This is a genomic window from Mucilaginibacter sp. P1_A3 (genome assembly GCF_056406855.1).
Window position 1 is genome coordinate 392,654 of the sequence record NZ_JBFTZJ010000001.1, and the last position, 16,917, is coordinate 409,570.

Consider the following 16,917-nt stretch of genomic DNA (forward strand, 5'->3'; position numbering starts at 1 on the left):
CATTGCAAATCCAGGTTTTACTTACATAGAATAACTACAGACTGCTTAACGCTTTATTGAGCAGGTAAAGTCCGTTTTCCGAATAAGGTAATTTCAGTGCAAGCCGATGCCCGTTCTCATCCATTTTTAATAATGATTTCCGGAGAATGTTTATTATTTTCTCTGGTTCATGCTCGTACTTTTTACTAAAGTCTTCATATTGTAATTGCAGGAACACCAGGCAAAGTGCATTCTCCATCGTTTGAACATCAGGATCAACTTTAATTCTTTGCTTAAGGATGATTTGTTTAACCCGATCCAATGTTTCTTCCTCATATCCGGCTTCTTTCATTAAACGACCGGCAATGGCAGCATGGTGCTGGGCAAGATTCTTGCGCCATTTAAGATAGTGTTCACGTCCGTCCGGATAATCTTCACGCGGGATTTCCCATCTCCCGATATGCTGACTTCTGGATGCTAATAATAATTCGTCAGTAGCATTGGGGTTTAGTTTTAAAACCCATTCATATAATTTAACAGCGAAAAAATATTCCTGTGGTTGGTTTTCACTTTCCCATGTAAAACTGCGGGGATCTTGTTTATTGTAAGCGTCAAAAAGCTCAAATGCCTTACTTAATCTACTCATCGGTTGAAAAAAAAGTTAATTATTTATAAAGCTACTATAGTTTACCGACTGCCAAAACCATTTATAAAGATAACTGTGATTTTCGGCCAATACCACAGGCAAAGATTGAAAGGCATGCTCCTGACCAACAACCGGAATAATAGACATCAGCCTTTTTATCCTTATATTCCTCTACTATTTGTGCCGTTTGTCGATATAATTTTGTGGATCGAACGCTTTTAGTTTCTTTTATGATGAATGATAATGACATATCAAAATGGATGTTCTGGATAAACAGCTTAAGCTGCCGTTTTCAAAACGCAGCATCACATTAAAGCATGCCCTGATGCATGGCGCCTATTGGGTGCTCATCACTGGGTTCTTCATTTATGAGAAAAAATATCTCATTTACAAAGCAAGCATGCCTTATTTTGTAGCCTGTGTTACCGGCCGGATTGTGCTGCTCATCGTGATCGCTTATCTTAACCTGCAATACTTTTTACCCAGGTACCTGTTAAAGAAGCGGTACCTTGCCTATTTTACGGCAATTATCATTTCTGTGATGGGGTATTTAACCGCTCAAAGCCTGTTTGATTTTTACCTCTATGGCTATGTGGTGGGCCCAATGCGTAGCAGCCATTTAATGGAAGCATTATCCTATAACTTTTTTAGCACCTTATGGTATCTTGGATTAATATTGGCACTCAAATTAAGCATCGATTGGTATGGGCAGCAACTCGTTATTCAGAAAATTACGGTGGAAAAGCTGAATGCTGAGGTTAATTTTCTTCGCGCCCAGGTAAACCCGCATTTTTTATTCAATATATTAAACAACCTGTATGCGCTAACGCTTAAAAAATCAGAACTCGCTCCGGATGTGGTGCTCAAGCTGTCAGAAATGATGGAATACATGTTGTATGACAGTACAGCCGAAAAGGTGTTGCTGGAAAAAGAAATCACCTACCTCCACAATTACATTGAGTTAGAAAGGCTTAGGTTTAGTGCTGACTCTGCTATTGAACTAACTATTCCGGCTGAATTGAATGGGCAGGAAATTGCTCCGCTGCTCTTATTGCCACTGGTAGAAAATGCTTTTAAACACGGATTGAGCAAACAGACTGAAAATGGCTGGTTGAAGGTAAACATCGGGTTGGATCAGTCAATATTGACGGTAACTATAGAAAACGCAAAATCACCTTTATTTGTTCGTAATAGTAAGGGAGGAATTGGGATCGATAATTTACAAAAGCGCCTGGATCTGCTCTATCCGGCCCGACATTCTCTTGAGCTTGAAGACAAAAAAAATACCTTTTTTGCCAAACTGGTAATTGAACTGTAAAGACGGACTTAATTTGAAAACGATGTTGAAATTTGTAGTGGTAGACGATGAGCCGCTCGCGCTTGAAATATTAGATGGTTACTTAAAAAGAATGGACTATGTACAATCCGTGTCACTGTTTCGACATGCGGGAGAAGCTTTGCATTATATGGAAAATCACCAGACCGACGTATTGTTATTGGACATTGAGATGCCGGAAATGACAGGGATTCAATTTCTGAAAACACTTTCAGACCCGCCCCTGACTGTATTTACCACTGCCTATCGCAACTACGCCTTTGAAGGTTATGAATTGGGTGTGATTGATTTTTTATTAAAACCTATATCCTTTAAACGTTTCGAACAGGCCATCACAAAAATCAGGGAATTCCTGGCTTTGAAAGCGCAGCATGTCAATATAGAGGGTATGCCTGCTGGTGAAGACATGGATTTTATTTTTGTCAAAAGCGGTGTTCAGCGCATAAAACTTCACTTTAATGAGGTTACACACATTCAGGGACTGAAAGATTATGCCATTATTTATACGCACTCAGAAAAAATCTTATTGAAAGGTTCAATTAAAGCGATGCTGGATATTTTCCCACAGAAGCGTTTTGTACGGGTACACAAATCTTTCATTGTATCCATTCATCAGATCAAACGCCTGGAGAGTAACCGCATTGTTTTAAATGGGCATCAAATCCCAATCGGGCGAAACTTTAAAGATGATTTGGAGCAAGCGCTAGCTGCTCAATCAGGTAATAAATGAAAATTCAGATTGCTACATTATGAACCATCAAAACAATGATAAAATATAGTGATAGGTGTTACAGGGTTTTAACAAATGCTAAACCAATAACATGATCCTGGTACGTAGGGATAATTATTGTCCCCACTCCTGGATTTTGTTTGCCATGGGTAAATTGCCTTTTGATAACCGGATATATCAAATAAGCAAGTTTGGTAGATAAAACACCTACCCCCGCTCCTGCTACAACATCGCTAAACCAGTGTTCATTATTATATATTCTTAAAACACCCGTTGTAGCTGCAATTGTATAACCTGCAATGCTATACCATGGCGAAATATCCCCGTACTCCTGGTTAAGAAATTCTGCTGATGCAAAAGCGTTGCCTGTGTGTCCTGATGGAAAGGAATATCTGTCGGCAGCGTTTGGCCTTAAACGGTTGCTTGTTTTCTTGGTAATAAATGTGGACCCTGCAAAAATTCCCTCTGAGAGTACGTACAGCGCAGTCCTATCGGCAAAATTATGCTTTCCTTTTACTCCTGCTATATTTAGACCATAAACCATAACTGCGGGTAAAAACTGGCTGATATTATCCAGATTTGTTTTAAATCCAGGATGATCAGCTTGTCTGTCATTATGTATATCATAATCAATTTGCCTAATTCCATTAACATGGAAAGAAAGTACACCATAGGTGATAAAGGCGACCGGAGGGATATATGAAATAAAAGATTCGTTAAACCGGGTTATCGGGGTTTTAGGGCGTGCAGATACCAGGGAGTCGCTGGCTGGCAATTCTTGCGCAAGTAAAGCTGTAGGAACGGTTAAAATGATAATAAAAAGTATCTTTCTTAGAAACATGGTTGCCAATATCAATGGGTGAATACCAATTTTACCCCGTAATCCTGAATATTTTCTGTAGAATTTCTTAATCAACAGGATATGACTTAAATCTGATGAATATCGGCCTGGATCACGTTAATCCAATATATTCAAATTGCCATGGCCGTTATCGTCATAGGCCAAAACTGCTAACCGTATTTATCTTAATAAAGTCAACAACTGGTCTTGATTTCAAATTGACCCCCAAAAAGACAAAGGCACATCAGACCCCGTTTTTAGATAGGATCAGGAAGTTATGTGCAGGCGGTGTAAAAATAGGTCACACTATATCGGTTTTAAAGTAAAATATCCAACATTTCTACAGAATTAAACAGTATAATACTTGCAATTTATTTTTATGCTATCATTGATCGAACAGAAAGCAGGGGAATATATAATTGAACTTTTTAGTGCCAGGCTTCCTAAAGAACTCTGTTTTCATGACAAAGCTCATACCCTGGATGTTGTTAAAGCGGTAACCTTGATAGGAGAACAGTCAGGATTGGCCGAAGAAAACATAAAACTATTACAGATAGCCGCATGGTTTCACGATAGCGGTTATACCATCAGCTACCACGATCATGAAGCTGAGAGCATTATTATTGCCGAAAACTTTCTTCAACCGCTACATTGCCCGCAAGAATATATTGTGCAGATATGTGCTTTGATCGCTGCAACACGGGCACCTCAAAACCCACAAAATCTGGCAGAATGTGTAATATGTGATGCGGATCTTTTCCACCTTGCCAAACCCGATTATAAGAGATATGAACAAAAGCTCCGTGACGAATGGGCATTTTATCTCCATAAAACACTTTCAGACAAAGACTGGAAATTACTTAATATCGACTTTTTAATTGAGCACCGCTATTTCACCACTTATGGTCAAACTGTTCTGCAGGATCTAAAACTAAAAAATATAAAAATTTAATTTCAAAAAAATATCAGCGCAGCTAAATTATAATGCGTCCTCTCTCCGACAACATAATTTACCTTTCTCAATATCCCCTACTCTAAATTAAGATAAAGGCAACTTTAAAGCCTCGGCAAATAAACGGTAGGAATTTAGTTTGGCCTCATGGTCATAAATATGGGAAGTTGCCATTACTTCATTTATGCCTGTCTTTTGTACAAAGTCCACCATCATGGCTTTGATCTTTTCTTTGCTGCCGATAAAGGAATAGGCCAGCATCTGCATAACTGCTTCCTCCTCAAATACATTCCAAACCTCTTCCATACTATCTACGGGCGGCGGCAGCAATTGCCTTTTACCAGTAACTATTCCCATAAACAGCTGTTTTACTGAAGTGGCCAGGTACTCCGCTTCTTCATCTGTTTCCGCAGCAACCACATTCACACAGGCTATTACGTAAGGCTCCTGTAGTTGCGCAGACGGTATAAAGTTTTCCCGATATATTTTAATTGCTTCCATGAAATAGGCAGGAGCAAAATGACTGGCAAAAGCATAAGGCAGGCCTTTCGCCGCAGCCAACCTGGCGCTATCGGTGCTGGATCCCAATATCCATATAGGAATTTCAATTCCTTCGCCGGGAATTGCCCTCACTTTGCCGTCAGCATTTTCGGTAGAAAAATATTTTTGCAAACTATCCAAATCCCGCGGAAAATAAAATGAAGCATTCATATTTTCTCCCCGGATAGCCATTGCAGTTGCCTGGTCTGAGCCTGGTGCCCTGCCCAAACCAAGGTCAATCCGGTTGGGGTATAAAGTAGCCAAGGTACCAAACTGCTCAGCAACTACCAGCGGCGAATGGTTTGGCAGCATAATTCCGCCTGAACCGACCCGGATGGTATTTGTATTTCCTGCGATATAGCCAATTAGCACAGAAGTAGCCGAACTGGCAACATTGATCATGTTATGGTGTTCGGCGAACCAATAACGCTTATAACCAAGCTCCTCTGCCTGCGTGGCATTTTCAAGGCTTTTGTGGTAAGTATCTGCAATGGTATGCCCCTCAACAACAGTTGCCAGGTCGAGAACTGAATAGGCCAGCTCATGGATTGATTTTGAACTCATGCCCAAAATTAAAGCTTTAATCGTGGCGGTACACGCAGGCTACAGAGATATGACGTTGCTTAAACAATCAGCGAAATCCTATACCTACGCCAAATGCATTGGCGGTTGATTATCAGGATTTGCGTTTTAAAGTTAGCACTGAGATCTCTGGCCAGATACCCACACGACCCTTCAGGCCAAGGAAACCAAAGCCACGGTTCACGTACAGGTAAAGGCCACTTTTCTCATAAAGTCCAGCCCATTGTTTATAGATATATTTAATGGGACTCCACTTAAAGCCAAATAACTCAAAGCCAAACTGCATGCCATGTGTGTGGCCAGACAATGTGAGGTGAACAGGCTGATGATGATCTAATGTAACCGCATCCCAGTGCGAAGGATCATGTGACATCAATACCTTGAAGGCATCGTCAGGGACGCCTGCAGTTGCCTTTTTAAGGTCGCCATATTTATGGAAACCGCCCTTGCCCCAATTTTCGACACCAATGAGCGCGAAAAACTGCTCATTCTTCTTAATAGGCATAGCCTCGTTCAGCAATAACCGGAACCCGATCTCCTGGTGTACTTCTTTTAACCTATCCAGGTTAGCCTGTTGGGCTGCTTCACTTTCCCAGCGCATATAATCGCCGTAATCATGGTTACCTAACACCGAATATTTTCCGTATGGCGCTTCCAGTTTTGCAAATGCAGAAATCCACGGGTCCATTTCGTTAGCCTGGTTGTTCACCAGGTCGCCGGTAAAGAGGATCATGTCGCTTTGCTGTGCGTTAACCAGGTCAAGCCCTTTTTGTACCCCGTCTTTGTCGCTAAAACTGCCGGAATGAACGTCGGATATTTGCGTAATGGTAAATCCGTCAAAAGTTTCGGGCAGGTCATCAAAATAAAGGGTTTCCCGGTGTACCTTATAGTAATGACGTCCGCGCGTAATGCCGAATAGCAGTAAGCCAAAAAGCAGTGTGGCTAAGATCAATATAAACTCGCTCACAGCATAGCTGCGTGGCGGAAATCCCCTGAATGCGCGGGTAACATCTTCAAGCACCAATATTGTGGAGCCCAATAGCTTGGGTATAAAAGAGAGCAGTACCGGCGCCATAAGCCAGGAAATTAGTTTGGTCTTCCCGGTCATTGCGCCGTATAAGATGGTACCGGCGAGAAAGATGTCAACCATCCAGTACGCCAGGTATAGGAAAGTGTTAGATGTCAGCGTTTCAACAGCTGAAAAAAAGTAAATGTCAATAATCATCCATAGCAGTAGGATGGCTGGAATTCTTGTCTTCATATAAAAGCTAAGACGAGCAGGCTCGCAAAACATTTTAACGACCTGAACATGATGTCATTTAGATGACAAATGGCTTTTAGTCCGGTTGTTCACCAAATAATTCTCCACAACTATCGCAGCTTTTCCTGCCGTCAAAAGCATTGTGCTCATAGATAATAACCACGGATTATTAAGTTACTTCGATCCAGACCGGGCAATGGTCGCTGGTTTTTTCCCAACCGCGAACATTCCGATCTACGCCGCCGCCTGTTAGCCGGTCCTTTATATTAGGGCTGAGCAGGAAATGATCAATACGTAGCCCGGCATCGCGCCCGTAGGCATTGCGGAAATAATCATAAAAAGTATAGATCGTTTCAGTGGGATATAATTTCCGGATGGCATCAGTCCAGCCTTGAGCCAGCAGGTTATGAAACGCTGCGCGGGTCTCGGGCCGGAAGAGGGCGTCATTAACCCAGCGTTCTGGTTTGTACACATCCTGTTCAGTGGGCATCACGTTATAATCCCCGCATAAAACCACAGGAATATCATGACTCAACAGTTGGGCGGCATGAGCGGTGAAGCGATCAAACCATTGGAGCTTATAGTCAAATTTCGGTCCGGGTGCCGGGTTGCCGTTTGGGAGGTAAAGGCAGCCGATTAATACACCATTCACAATGGCCTCTATATAGCGGCTATGCAGATCTTCAGGGTCGCCCGGCAGTCCACGCCTTGACTCTTTAATATCTCCATTGCGTGATAAAATTGCTACGCCGTTCCAGCTTTTCTGCCCATGCCAGATAGATTGGTAACCTGCATCCTTAATAGCCTGTTCGGGAAATTTTTCCTGGGGGGCTTTAAGCTCTTGCAGGCAAACAACATCGGGGGCGCTTTCTTCCAGCCAGCGCAGCAATACGGGCAGGCGTCCGTTAACACCATTCACATTATAGGTAGCTATTTTCATGTCAGCTGATTTAACGAAAACTAAGTTATAAAAATTCCTCCCTTTCTGGGCGTGCGTCTTCGGATTTTGCCAGACCAGGTGTTCTTGCCCAAGATGCGGATACTCAGCATCAACCCAAAAAAATCCTTCATTTTAATATAAACAAAAAGATTAATTGATTATTATATTTTATTGAATATTAAATATATACTTAATTTATATAAAGCATAATTGTAGTTTTATACACCTATAACCAATAGTTATACTACCTGCAAAAGAACATTTTTGATTACTTAGAACGACGCTGATTTAATTATTCGGCGTACATTGTGATCCTATAAAAATAATATTTATGGATACTTTTCTTGCGCGCGTTTTGATTTGCCTTATCATTGGTATCGCGGTTATTGTAGTGCTTACAGCAAAATTCAGGATACACGCTTTCTTCGCCCTGATAATAGCTTGTTTGCTGGTGGGCCTTGGTGTTGGCCTATCACTGAACAGCGTGCTTACTGCTATAAAAGAGGGTTTCGGCAATATTTTAAAATCACTCGGTGCACTTATTATATTGGGTACTACACTCGGTGTTATACTGGAGCATACCGGCAGCACGCGGGTAATGGCAAACGCTATCCTGAAAATTGTTGGCAAAAAGCAAGCTGCGCTGTCCATGAGCATTACCGGCCTTATTGTGGGCTTACCCATATTTTGTGATTCGGGCTATATTGTTCTCAGTGGTTTAAACAAATCATTGGCAAAAAGCACTGGAATCTCCATTGTAATTATGGCCGCTTCACTGGCTACCGGGCTATATGCTGTGCATTGCCTCGTTCCACCCCACCCTGGCGCCGCTGCTGCTGCCGGTATTATTGGCGTTGATTTAGGCAAACTAATCATGATTGGAACAACAGTTGCCATTCCAGCCATGATTGCGGGTTACCTATGGGTTGGTTATGCCAGTAAGTCGATACCCCAGCCGGTTATTACAGATGATGTTTTAAGCGGGGAATCTATAGGTCAACCATCGGTAATAAAGGCTTTTTTACCTGTATTGCTACCGATATTTTTAATCACCTTGAAATCTTTTTTTGTGCTTGAGTCGGGCACAGTCAACAATGGGTTAAATATCTTACTTGCCCTGGGCGATCCTGTTATCGCCCTTGCCATAGGGATATTACTTGCCTTTAACGCGTCCCGTTCATGGAAAAAGGATGTGGTTGCCAAACTATTACAAGATGGTGCAGAAAAAGCAGGTGGTATATTGGTGATCATAGGTGCGGGCGGGGCATTTGGGGCCGTTTTGGCGGCTACACAAATTGGGAATCATTTAAGTAATGCCTTGCCGCTGGCCGGCATGGGTATATTTTTTCCATTTTTACTTACTTTTATTCTAAAAACAGCTCAGGGCTCATCAACAGTAGCTATTATCACAGCTTCATCAATTGTGCTGCCTTTATTAACTTCTTTGAGGTTAAATACTGATAAGGGACATATACTTTGTGTTTTGGCTATGGGTGCAGGTTCTATGATGATATCACATGCCAATGATGCTTATTTCTGGGTCATTGCAAAGTTTTCCGGACTCGAAATGAAAACCATGCTGAGGGTGTATTCATTAGCTACGGTATGTATGGGGGTAACTTCTTTTTTGGTTGTATATCTTTTAACCTTTATTATATAATTTGTTATGCACATCCTGATAGCGCCAAATGCTTTTAAAAATAGTTTGACTGCATCGGCTGCCGCTTTAGCCATTGAAAAAGGATTACAGCAAAGCATGCTCTCCTGTACCACCGAATGTTTCCCGATAGCAGACGGTGGCGATGGTACTGCCGCCCTTATTATCCAAAAGCTGCAGGGTAAAATTATTGCCGTTGAAATACAGGACCCTCTGGGCCGGAACATAGAAGCCTCATTCGGTTTGATTGACAGCGGCAAAATTGCTGTAATTGAAATGGCAGATGCATCAGGCTTAAGATTGCTGAATCAACATGAACTGAATCCTTTAATGGCGTCATCGTACGGAACAGGTCAGGTGATTAAAAAAGCTCTTGATTTTGGAGTGAAAACAATTTTAATAGCGATGGGAGGCACCGCTACGATTGATGGTGGAACTGGTATTTTAAGAGCACTTGGCGTTCGTTTTTTGAATGAGGCCGGCGATCAATTAGTGCATATGCCCGAAATTTTGACAGAGCTTGCCAGGGTCGATGTTTCTGCTATTGATGAACGTTTACAACACACCTCTATCATTGTACTTTGCGATGTGGACAATAAATTATTGGGTACGCAGGGTGCGGCCGCTGTATTCGGTCCGCAAAAGGGGGCTGATTCGCAAGCTGTAGAAATTCTTGATACCGGACTTTCCAGGTTTAATGATATTACACTAAAACAGCTCCATATAAATATGGCTGCAACCCAGTACGGAGGTGCAGCCGGCGGGGCGTCAGCCGCGCTTTATGCCTGGATAAACGCAAAACTGGTAAATGGCATAGATTATTTTATGGAACTTACCCGTTTTGATGAAGTACTGCAAAAAAGCGACCTTGTAATAACCGGAGATGGAAGCATTGATGAGCAAACACTACAGGGAAAAGGGCCCTTTGGGGTGGCCAGCAAGGCAAAAGCAAAGGATGTACCTGTAATTGGTTTGGCAGGTAAAATACCACTTCATGATAACGACAAATTAAACGAGTACTTTGATGTACTAATGGCCATTGGAAATGGACCTTCAGATATCCCGGCCGCCTTAAATTACACGGAACAAAATTTAATAAGAACGTCCAAAAACATTGCTTCACTATTGATGATGGGAATTTACAAAAGGATCATTTAGGAAAAAGACTAATGCCAGCCGAGACAATGATTGTCAATCCACAATTGTTAACTAGTCGATCTACTACCCCAATATTTGTAACAAAATGATATATTGGTGTTTTATTATATTGGCGTACAAATATTGATGTATGAATACTGCTGCAGATTCACAAGCTATTTTTGATTACCATAGAAACATGATCTTCTTTCATGGCAACCAGGGAACTGCGGCACTGGGATGGAAAGATCAGGAAAGTCAGTTGATACGGTTTAAAGTGTTAGCCAGGATAGCGGATCTGAATGGATGTTCGGTATTAGACACTGGTTGCGGACATGGGGATCTGCTGGCATACCTCCTCCCCTTATATCCTCAAATAACTTATATGGGCCTTGAACAAATACCTGAACTTTTGGTGGAGGCCAACAGAAGGTATGGCAAACTGCCCAATTGTTCCTTTATACAAGGTAATTTTATGAGCGACGAGATACCGGCGAGTGATTATGTAATTGCCAGCGGATCGCTTAATTATTTCAATAGTGACCCGGACTTTATTTATAAAGCAATTGCCAAATTATTAGCTCACAGCAAACTTGGTATGGGTTTCAACTTGTTGAGCAACATTATTCCTAACGGCCTTTTAGTTGCTTATGATCAGCAGAAAATACTGGCATTCTGTCAAACCATCAGCAGAAAGGCGCTGCTCATTAACGACTATAGCGAAGAAGATTTCACTATTTTTCTGTACCGCTAATCTTTCAGTTTAAAATTTCAAGTTAATCAGCAGTCACATTTACTATATTTAAAACATGCTTTTCACCGAAGACTTTTTGCATTACGTATGGAAATTCAGGCTTTTTGATCGTATTGATCTGCAAACTGAAGATGGTAAAACCCTTGAAATATTTTCGACAGGAGTACATAACACGGATGCAGGACCGGATTTTCATAATGCCCGTATCAAAATAGATGAAACCATCTGGGCAGGTAACATTGAAGTTCACCTTTCGGCTTCCGACTGGCAAAAACATGGGCATACTACTGATGACGCCTATAATAATGTAATTTTGCACGTGGTTTATAATGATGATTTGCCTTTGGTTTTGACAAACGGCCGCAAAGTACCAACCCTTCAGTTAAAAGACAGAATACCCGCGGAATTATATGGCCGTTATCACCAGATGGTTTTTGGGAACCAAACTATAATACCTTGTGAGGCCAGTATTGGCGCCATTGATCAACTCATCATGAATAACTGGTTAACGAGGGTGTTGGTTGAACGCCTTGAAAAGAAATCAACGGCTGTAATAACTGCCCTTTCCCTAAACCGTGGCGACTGGGAAGAAACGTTCTATCAGTTTTTGGCGGCAAACTTTGGCTTTAAAACTAATGCACTCCCCTTTGAACTGCTGGCTAAGTCTTTACCGCAGCTTACCCTTGGCAAGCACAAAAACAATCCGATGCAGGTAGAGGCGCTGATATTTGGGCAGGCGGGTTTTTTAGATGCTGAATTGAAAGATGATTATCCAAACAAATTGAAGAAGGAATATGATTTCCTGCGGAAGAAATACAGTTTAAAACCTGTGGAAAACCATTTATGGAAATTTATGCGGTTAAGGCCTCAAAACTTTCCTACCATTAGGTTGGCCCAATTTGCAGCGCTTATCGTGAATTCTGCTCATTTGTTCTCTAAAATATTGGAGATAAAAGATATCGATGCGCTCAGAAATCTTTTCGCTTCCATAAAAACAAATGAATATTGGGATGATCATTTTCGCTTTGATATACCGTCAAATTCAAAGTCCTCGCCAAAAATAATGGGAGCATCATCTGTAGATATATTGCTCATCAATACCCTGGCCCTATTCCTGTTTAGTTATGGTAAGCATCATCAACAACAGTACTATATAAGTCGCAGCCTTAAGCTTTTGGAAAATTTACCTGCCGAAAAGAACAATATTACCGCAGATTTTGTTAACTTAGGAGTGAAAATTACAAACGCGTTTGAATCGCAGGCACTGCTTGAACTAAAAAATAACTACTGTAATTATAAGAAATGCCTGCAGTGCGGCGTTGGTAATAAAATATTAAAGCTGACCTGATATGCTACAAAGAATACTTACTTTTTTTGAACGGTACTCCTTCGGTGTATGCACCTATCTCGGCGAAAGATTTAATGTTTCAATAGCTAAAATCCGTCTGTTTTTTATATACTCCTCATTTTTAGCCGTGGGTTTCCCGCTGATATTTTATTTCTTTGCCGGTATAGTACTGGATATTCGCAGATATGTAAAAAGAAATCATACAAGGGTTACAGATCTGTAGATGATTGGTCAACTAGTTCCTTAAGCCGATATTTTTACTTGTAATTTATTTCGTCTGAATCCGGATTAAACCGACTGAATGACTACTATGGTTTTGAATAAGTTGTATTGCAACTTCACTAACCTTTACACCAATATTCCTGTCATAACAGCATCCTGCAGGTTACGTACTTTAAACTTTGGTTTGTAGCAATAATGTGCAAGCTGTTTTACCCAGGTGTTGTGGTAGCCAAATAACATTTTTATCATTCTCACCCGGGTTGATCCCTTGGGATAGCCGTATTTATACCAGGTAAATTTAGATTGATCAATATTAAACTGGTCGGCAAAGTCTGCCAGGAAAAGATCTATCTCGATATCAAAAATATCCAGATCAAGATCAAGGCTGGTTTCGAGGCATAGGCTACCAGGATCCACACTTTGAATCTTATAGCGGCTGCAATAATCAACTATAAATTCTTTTAAAGGCGGCAATATCTCTTCCATTAATTGAATAGTTTTGATCATTTTGGTTATAGGACGTTGTTTTAAAAACAAAGGTTGCATCATGGAGACTACTTTTTTTTAAAAAGGTTACTTAAAAATAAATTTGGTTTATAAAATGTCGGAGATAAGCTTTTTGATAGATAATTAAAGGCGTATTGCTATTATTGCAGTACGTTTTTTTTTATTTATTATGAGATTAAAAGTTATTGCTTTTGATGCCGATGATACGCTGTGGGTGAATGAGCCATATTTTCAAAACACCGAAAAAAAGTTCTGCAGCTTACTTGAAGATTTTTTACCGGAACATAGTATATCAAGTGAGCTTTTTAAAGTCGAGATTGAGAACCTATCGCTTTATGGCTATGGCATAAAGGGGTATATTTTAAGCATGATTGAGGCTGCTCTCAACATATCCGAAAAGAAGATTAGTATTGAAATCATCGATATTATATTGGAATATGGTAAACAAATGCTTAACGAACCAATTGAGTTATTGGATGGTGTGGAAGAAGTACTATCAGCTTTAAAACCTCATTATCGGTTGGTGGTGGCTACTAAAGGCGATTTGCTTGACCAGGAACGTAAATTAAAAAAATCGGGGCTGGCACATTACTTTCACCATATCGAAATTATGAGTGATAAACAAGAGGATGATTATATCAAGCTAATTAAGCACCTTGATATTGATCCAAGCGAGTTTATGATGGTGGGCAATTCCCTGAAATCGGATGTGATGCCTGTGCTTAATATTGGCGGGAGTGCTATCCATGTTCCGTTCCATACCACCTGGGCACATGAACATGTTGAAACCATCCTCACACATGAAAAATTTAAACATGCCGATACGCTTAAAGATATATTGACATCGATACAGATATGAAGCAAAAGTTACACCTTGATACGTGGGTACGTAAGGAGCATTTTCATCTCTTTAAACAATTTGATGAGCCTTTTTACGGCGTTACAGTAAGAATTGATTGTACGAAAGCGTACCTTTTTGCGAAAGAAAAAGAAGCATCATTTTTTCTGTATACAATGCATAGGGCATTGGCCGCGGCAAATGCTCTTGAGCCGTTTAAATTAAGAATAGAAGATGACGAGGTTTATATTTATGATCAAATAGATGCCGGGTCAACCATCGGGCGCAGTAATGGTACTTTTGGATTTGGATATATTCCGTATGCTTCCCAATTTGACCAATTTATCATAACCGCGAATAAAGAAGTTGAAAGCGTTCAAAACTCAAATGATTTGATTCGATCCAAGGTCAATAACATTATTCGATTTTCATCACTGCCATGGATCGATTTTACCAGTATATCACATGCCAGTACTTTTGGTTCACAAAATAGCTGTCCAAGGATTTCTTTTGGGAAAATGACACAGCAGGATGGCAAAAGATCAATGCCGGTATCAATTCATGTTCACCATGCATTAATTGACGGCTTGCATGTTGGCCAGTATATTGACCTCTTTCAGGAATTGATGGACAGCGTTGTTTAAACCGATTTCTCCATCACTATAAGCTCAATCAACTCTTTAGGCGAACCGAACCGACCATGATCATGAAAAGGTTGGATTTCGCCGGTAAAAGCATAGCCCCTGCGTTGGTACCAACTGATGAGCTCTTTACGGGTTCGGATAACGGTCATACTAATAGTATGTAAACCCAATTGTTTTGCAATAACTTCTGCCTCCTCAATTAAAGCACGGCCTACTCCCCCGTTTTGTAAAGTTGGCGATACGCTAAACATGCCCAGGTACAACTTATCCCCTTTTACTTCAAGGTAAACAGATCCTATTATCTTGTCATCGTCATCAATATATTTTAACAGCGTAATGGCATCATTACTAAGGTACTCAACCAGCATCGGCTCATCTATTCTTATACCGTCTATCAGATCAGTTTCGGTTGTCCAGCCTTTTTTTGATTCCTCGCCACGGTAAGCGCTGTTAATTAAAACATTCAATTCGGGTACATCGGCAAGGGTAGCTTTAATTATCGGCATATTGTTTTGTTTTTGGGAGGGCAAAATTAATATTTAGCGGTATTAATTTTAACAAAAATGCCTTAAATTATAATAATTTATAATCTTCACGTGCCGGGCTAAATATATCTATTAGTTTGCAATCAGTAACCGCCGTGCCACCATGAACTATATTTGAGGGAATTGTGGCAAACATTCCAGAATCTAAAACCTGTGGAACGCCATCAACAGTAAGCTCAAATTTACCTTCAATAACAAAAGAATATTGTTCATGTATATGCTTATGCATTGGTAACGAAATCCCGGCTTTAACCTCGATGAAGTTGATTGTGTTCCCGCTCGTATGGATCAGTTTGGAGAAATAACCCGGAGCTATCTCTTTGGTTTCAATATCACTAAAATGGTGGAATATCTGGTTTTGCATGCGGTAAATTTACGGTACTATTTTAAATTCTGTGCTTTTCTTTCGCTGCTTTTAATAGTCCTCCTTAATTGAGTCTTCATTAAAGACTGATTCATTCAAAACTTTGATGATAGCTGCTAAATAATGCTTAATTTTCTGCTGATAAAAACTTAGCCTTAATTTTAAGGTTATAATTATACAATAGTTTACCATGGCTTTTATTGATTATTATAAAACATTAGGCATAGAAAAAACGGCTACGGAAAAAGAAATTAAAAATGCTTACCGTAAACAGGCCCGTAAATATCATCCGGATCTTAATCCCAATGATACCGAAGCAAATAAAAAATTTCAAGAGATTAATGAAGCCAACGAGGTATTAAGCGATTCTGAAAAACGTAAAAAGTACGATAAATATGGCGAAAACTGGCAGCATGGCGAAGCCTATGAACAGCAAACCAGGCAACAACAAAGCCGTCAACGTAATTCTGCCGACCCAGGAAGTTTTGAAGGCTTTGGCGGTGGTTACGGAGGTGGTGAAGATTTTTCCGATTTTTTTCAGTCGATGTTTGGAGGCGCTGGAGCTGGTGGCAGACGCACAGGGTACCGTGGACAGGACTTGAATGCTGAATTTCAGCTGAACCTGCAGGATACCTTACAAACCCATAAACAAACCTTAACAGTAAATGGCAAAAATATCCGTATAACAATACCGGCGGGTATCGAGAACGGGCAAACCATAAAGATATCAGGACATGGCGGCCCGGGGGTGAATGGCGGACCAGCCGGCGATCTATATATTAAATTCAATATTCCTGCTGATGCCCGATTTAAGCGCGATGGCGCCAATTTATATAATACCATAAAGCTTGATCTTTACACCGCCGTTTTAGGTGGCGAGATTATGGCCGAAACCCCAACGGGTAAAGTAAAAGTTAAAGTAAAGGCCGAAACACAAAACGGAACTAAAGTGAAACTTAAAGGCAAAGGGATGCCCATCTATAAAAAGGAAAATGAGTTTGGTGATCTGTACCTTACTTATGACATACAAATACCTACCAACCTTACTGATAAGCAAAAGCAACTGTTTGAAGAACTATCAAAATCCTGATCCA

19 protein-coding genes are annotated in these 16,917 nt (G+C 40.6%); 11 read left to right on the forward strand and 8 right to left on the reverse strand.

Translation table 11 applies throughout. The features are described 5' to 3' along the window. Positions 1–34: 34 nt before the first annotated feature. Complete coding sequence (locus AC1D0K_RS01650; protein ID WP_477391834.1) at positions 35–625, reverse strand: DUF4202 domain-containing protein; 591 nt, start codon at positions 623–625, stop codon at positions 35–37. Positions 626–881: 256 nt separating this feature from the next. Between AC1D0K_RS01650 and AC1D0K_RS01655 the strand changes: the two genes are divergently transcribed. Together AC1D0K_RS01655 and AC1D0K_RS01660 are read left to right on the forward strand one after the other, a co-directional pair. Next, positions 882–1,943: a sensor histidine kinase gene (locus AC1D0K_RS01655; protein ID WP_477441691.1), complete on the forward strand. Its 1,062-nt coding sequence runs from the start codon at positions 882–884 to the stop codon at positions 1,941–1,943. 22 nt (positions 1,944–1,965) lie between these two features. After that, positions 1,966–2,691 (forward strand): LytR/AlgR family response regulator transcription factor, encoded by a 726-nt coding sequence (locus tag AC1D0K_RS01660; RefSeq protein WP_477391836.1) that lies wholly within the window; start codon positions 1,966–1,968, stop codon positions 2,689–2,691. 58 nt (positions 2,692–2,749) lie between these two features. Here the strand turns inward: AC1D0K_RS01660 and AC1D0K_RS01665 are convergent, their stop codons facing one another. Next, on the reverse strand, positions 2,750–3,607 hold the full coding sequence (locus tag AC1D0K_RS01665) for a phosphatase PAP2 family protein (RefSeq protein ID WP_477391837.1): 858 nt from the start codon (positions 3,605–3,607) through the stop codon (positions 2,750–2,752). Between the two features lie 289 nt (positions 3,608–3,896). Between AC1D0K_RS01665 and AC1D0K_RS01670 the strand changes: the two genes are divergently transcribed. Then, positions 3,897–4,484, forward strand: a complete 588-nt coding sequence (locus AC1D0K_RS01670; RefSeq protein ID WP_477391838.1) for an HD domain-containing protein — start codon at positions 3,897–3,899, stop codon at positions 4,482–4,484. An 87-nt stretch (positions 4,485–4,571) separates the two neighbouring features. Here the strand turns inward: AC1D0K_RS01670 and AC1D0K_RS01675 are convergent, their stop codons facing one another. The 3 genes from AC1D0K_RS01675 to xth form a co-directional block, all read right to left on the reverse strand. Continuing rightward, a complete protein-coding gene (locus tag AC1D0K_RS01675; RefSeq protein ID WP_477391839.1) occupies positions 4,572–5,588 on the reverse strand; it encodes an LLM class flavin-dependent oxidoreductase in 1,017 nt (338 codons plus the stop codon). A 112-nt stretch (positions 5,589–5,700) separates the two neighbouring features. After that, positions 5,701–6,867, reverse strand: a complete 1,167-nt coding sequence (locus tag AC1D0K_RS01680; RefSeq protein ID WP_477391840.1) for a metallophosphoesterase — start codon at positions 6,865–6,867, stop codon at positions 5,701–5,703. Between the two features lie 169 nt (positions 6,868–7,036). After that, complete coding sequence (xth, locus tag AC1D0K_RS01685; protein WP_477391841.1) at positions 7,037–7,807, reverse strand: exodeoxyribonuclease III; 771 nt, start codon at positions 7,805–7,807, stop codon at positions 7,037–7,039. Between the two features lie 331 nt (positions 7,808–8,138). On the opposite strand from xth, the gene AC1D0K_RS01690 reads away from it, so the two are divergent. The 5 genes from AC1D0K_RS01690 to AC1D0K_RS01710 all read left to right on the forward strand — a co-directional run bounded on the left by AC1D0K_RS01690 (position 8,139) and on the right by AC1D0K_RS01710 (position 12,926). Beyond that, complete coding sequence (locus tag AC1D0K_RS01690) at positions 8,139–9,467, forward strand: GntP family permease (RefSeq protein WP_477441696.1); 1,329 nt, start codon at positions 8,139–8,141, stop codon at positions 9,465–9,467. Positions 9,468–9,473: 6 nt separating this feature from the next. Then, on the forward strand, positions 9,474–10,622 hold the full coding sequence (locus tag AC1D0K_RS01695) for a glycerate kinase (RefSeq protein ID WP_477391843.1): 1,149 nt from the start codon (positions 9,474–9,476) through the stop codon (positions 10,620–10,622). 130 nt (positions 10,623–10,752) lie between these two features. After that, positions 10,753–11,355: a class I SAM-dependent methyltransferase gene (locus tag AC1D0K_RS01700; protein ID WP_477391844.1), complete on the forward strand. Its 603-nt coding sequence runs from the start codon at positions 10,753–10,755 to the stop codon at positions 11,353–11,355. Between the two features lie 55 nt (positions 11,356–11,410). Then, positions 11,411–12,703 carry a DUF2851 family protein gene (locus tag AC1D0K_RS01705; protein WP_477391845.1) on the forward strand — a complete coding sequence of 431 codons (1,293 nt, stop codon included), beginning with the start codon at positions 11,411–11,413 and terminating at the stop codon, positions 12,701–12,703. A gap of 1 nt (position 12,704) precedes the next feature. After that, positions 12,705–12,926 (forward strand): PspC domain-containing protein, encoded by a 222-nt coding sequence (locus AC1D0K_RS01710; RefSeq protein ID WP_295719044.1) that lies wholly within the window; start codon positions 12,705–12,707, stop codon positions 12,924–12,926. A gap of 125 nt (positions 12,927–13,051) precedes the next feature. On the opposite strand, the gene AC1D0K_RS01715 is transcribed toward AC1D0K_RS01710, so the two are convergent. Next, positions 13,052–13,432, reverse strand: coding sequence for a DUF1493 family protein (locus AC1D0K_RS01715; RefSeq protein ID WP_295719046.1), 381 nt, complete (start codon positions 13,430–13,432; stop codon positions 13,052–13,054). A 169-nt stretch (positions 13,433–13,601) separates the two neighbouring features. On the opposite strand from AC1D0K_RS01715, the gene AC1D0K_RS01720 reads away from it, so the two are divergent. Continuing rightward, on the forward strand, positions 13,602–14,291 hold the full coding sequence (locus tag AC1D0K_RS01720; protein WP_295719048.1) for an HAD family hydrolase: 690 nt from the start codon (positions 13,602–13,604) through the stop codon (positions 14,289–14,291). Then, on the forward strand, positions 14,288–14,914 hold the full coding sequence (locus AC1D0K_RS01725) for a chloramphenicol acetyltransferase (RefSeq protein WP_295719050.1): 627 nt from the start codon (positions 14,288–14,290) through the stop codon (positions 14,912–14,914). The genes AC1D0K_RS01720 and AC1D0K_RS01725 overlap by 4 nt, the downstream gene beginning before the upstream one ends. Here AC1D0K_RS01725 and AC1D0K_RS01730 read toward each other — a convergent pair. Next, a complete protein-coding gene (locus tag AC1D0K_RS01730; RefSeq protein ID WP_295719052.1) occupies positions 14,911–15,420 on the reverse strand; it encodes a GNAT family N-acetyltransferase in 510 nt (169 codons plus the stop codon). The two genes, AC1D0K_RS01725 and AC1D0K_RS01730, sit on opposite strands and share 4 nt — an antisense overlap. Positions 15,421–15,487: 67 nt before the next feature. Continuing rightward, positions 15,488–15,823, reverse strand: coding sequence for a cupin domain-containing protein (locus tag AC1D0K_RS01735; RefSeq protein WP_295719054.1), 336 nt, complete (start codon positions 15,821–15,823; stop codon positions 15,488–15,490). Between the two features lie 190 nt (positions 15,824–16,013). Here AC1D0K_RS01735 and AC1D0K_RS01740 point away from each other — a divergent pair, with 190 nt between their 5' ends. Further along, positions 16,014–16,913, forward strand: coding sequence for a DnaJ C-terminal domain-containing protein (locus AC1D0K_RS01740; protein WP_477391846.1), 900 nt, complete (start codon positions 16,014–16,016; stop codon positions 16,911–16,913). Positions 16,914–16,917 lie beyond the last annotated feature (4 nt).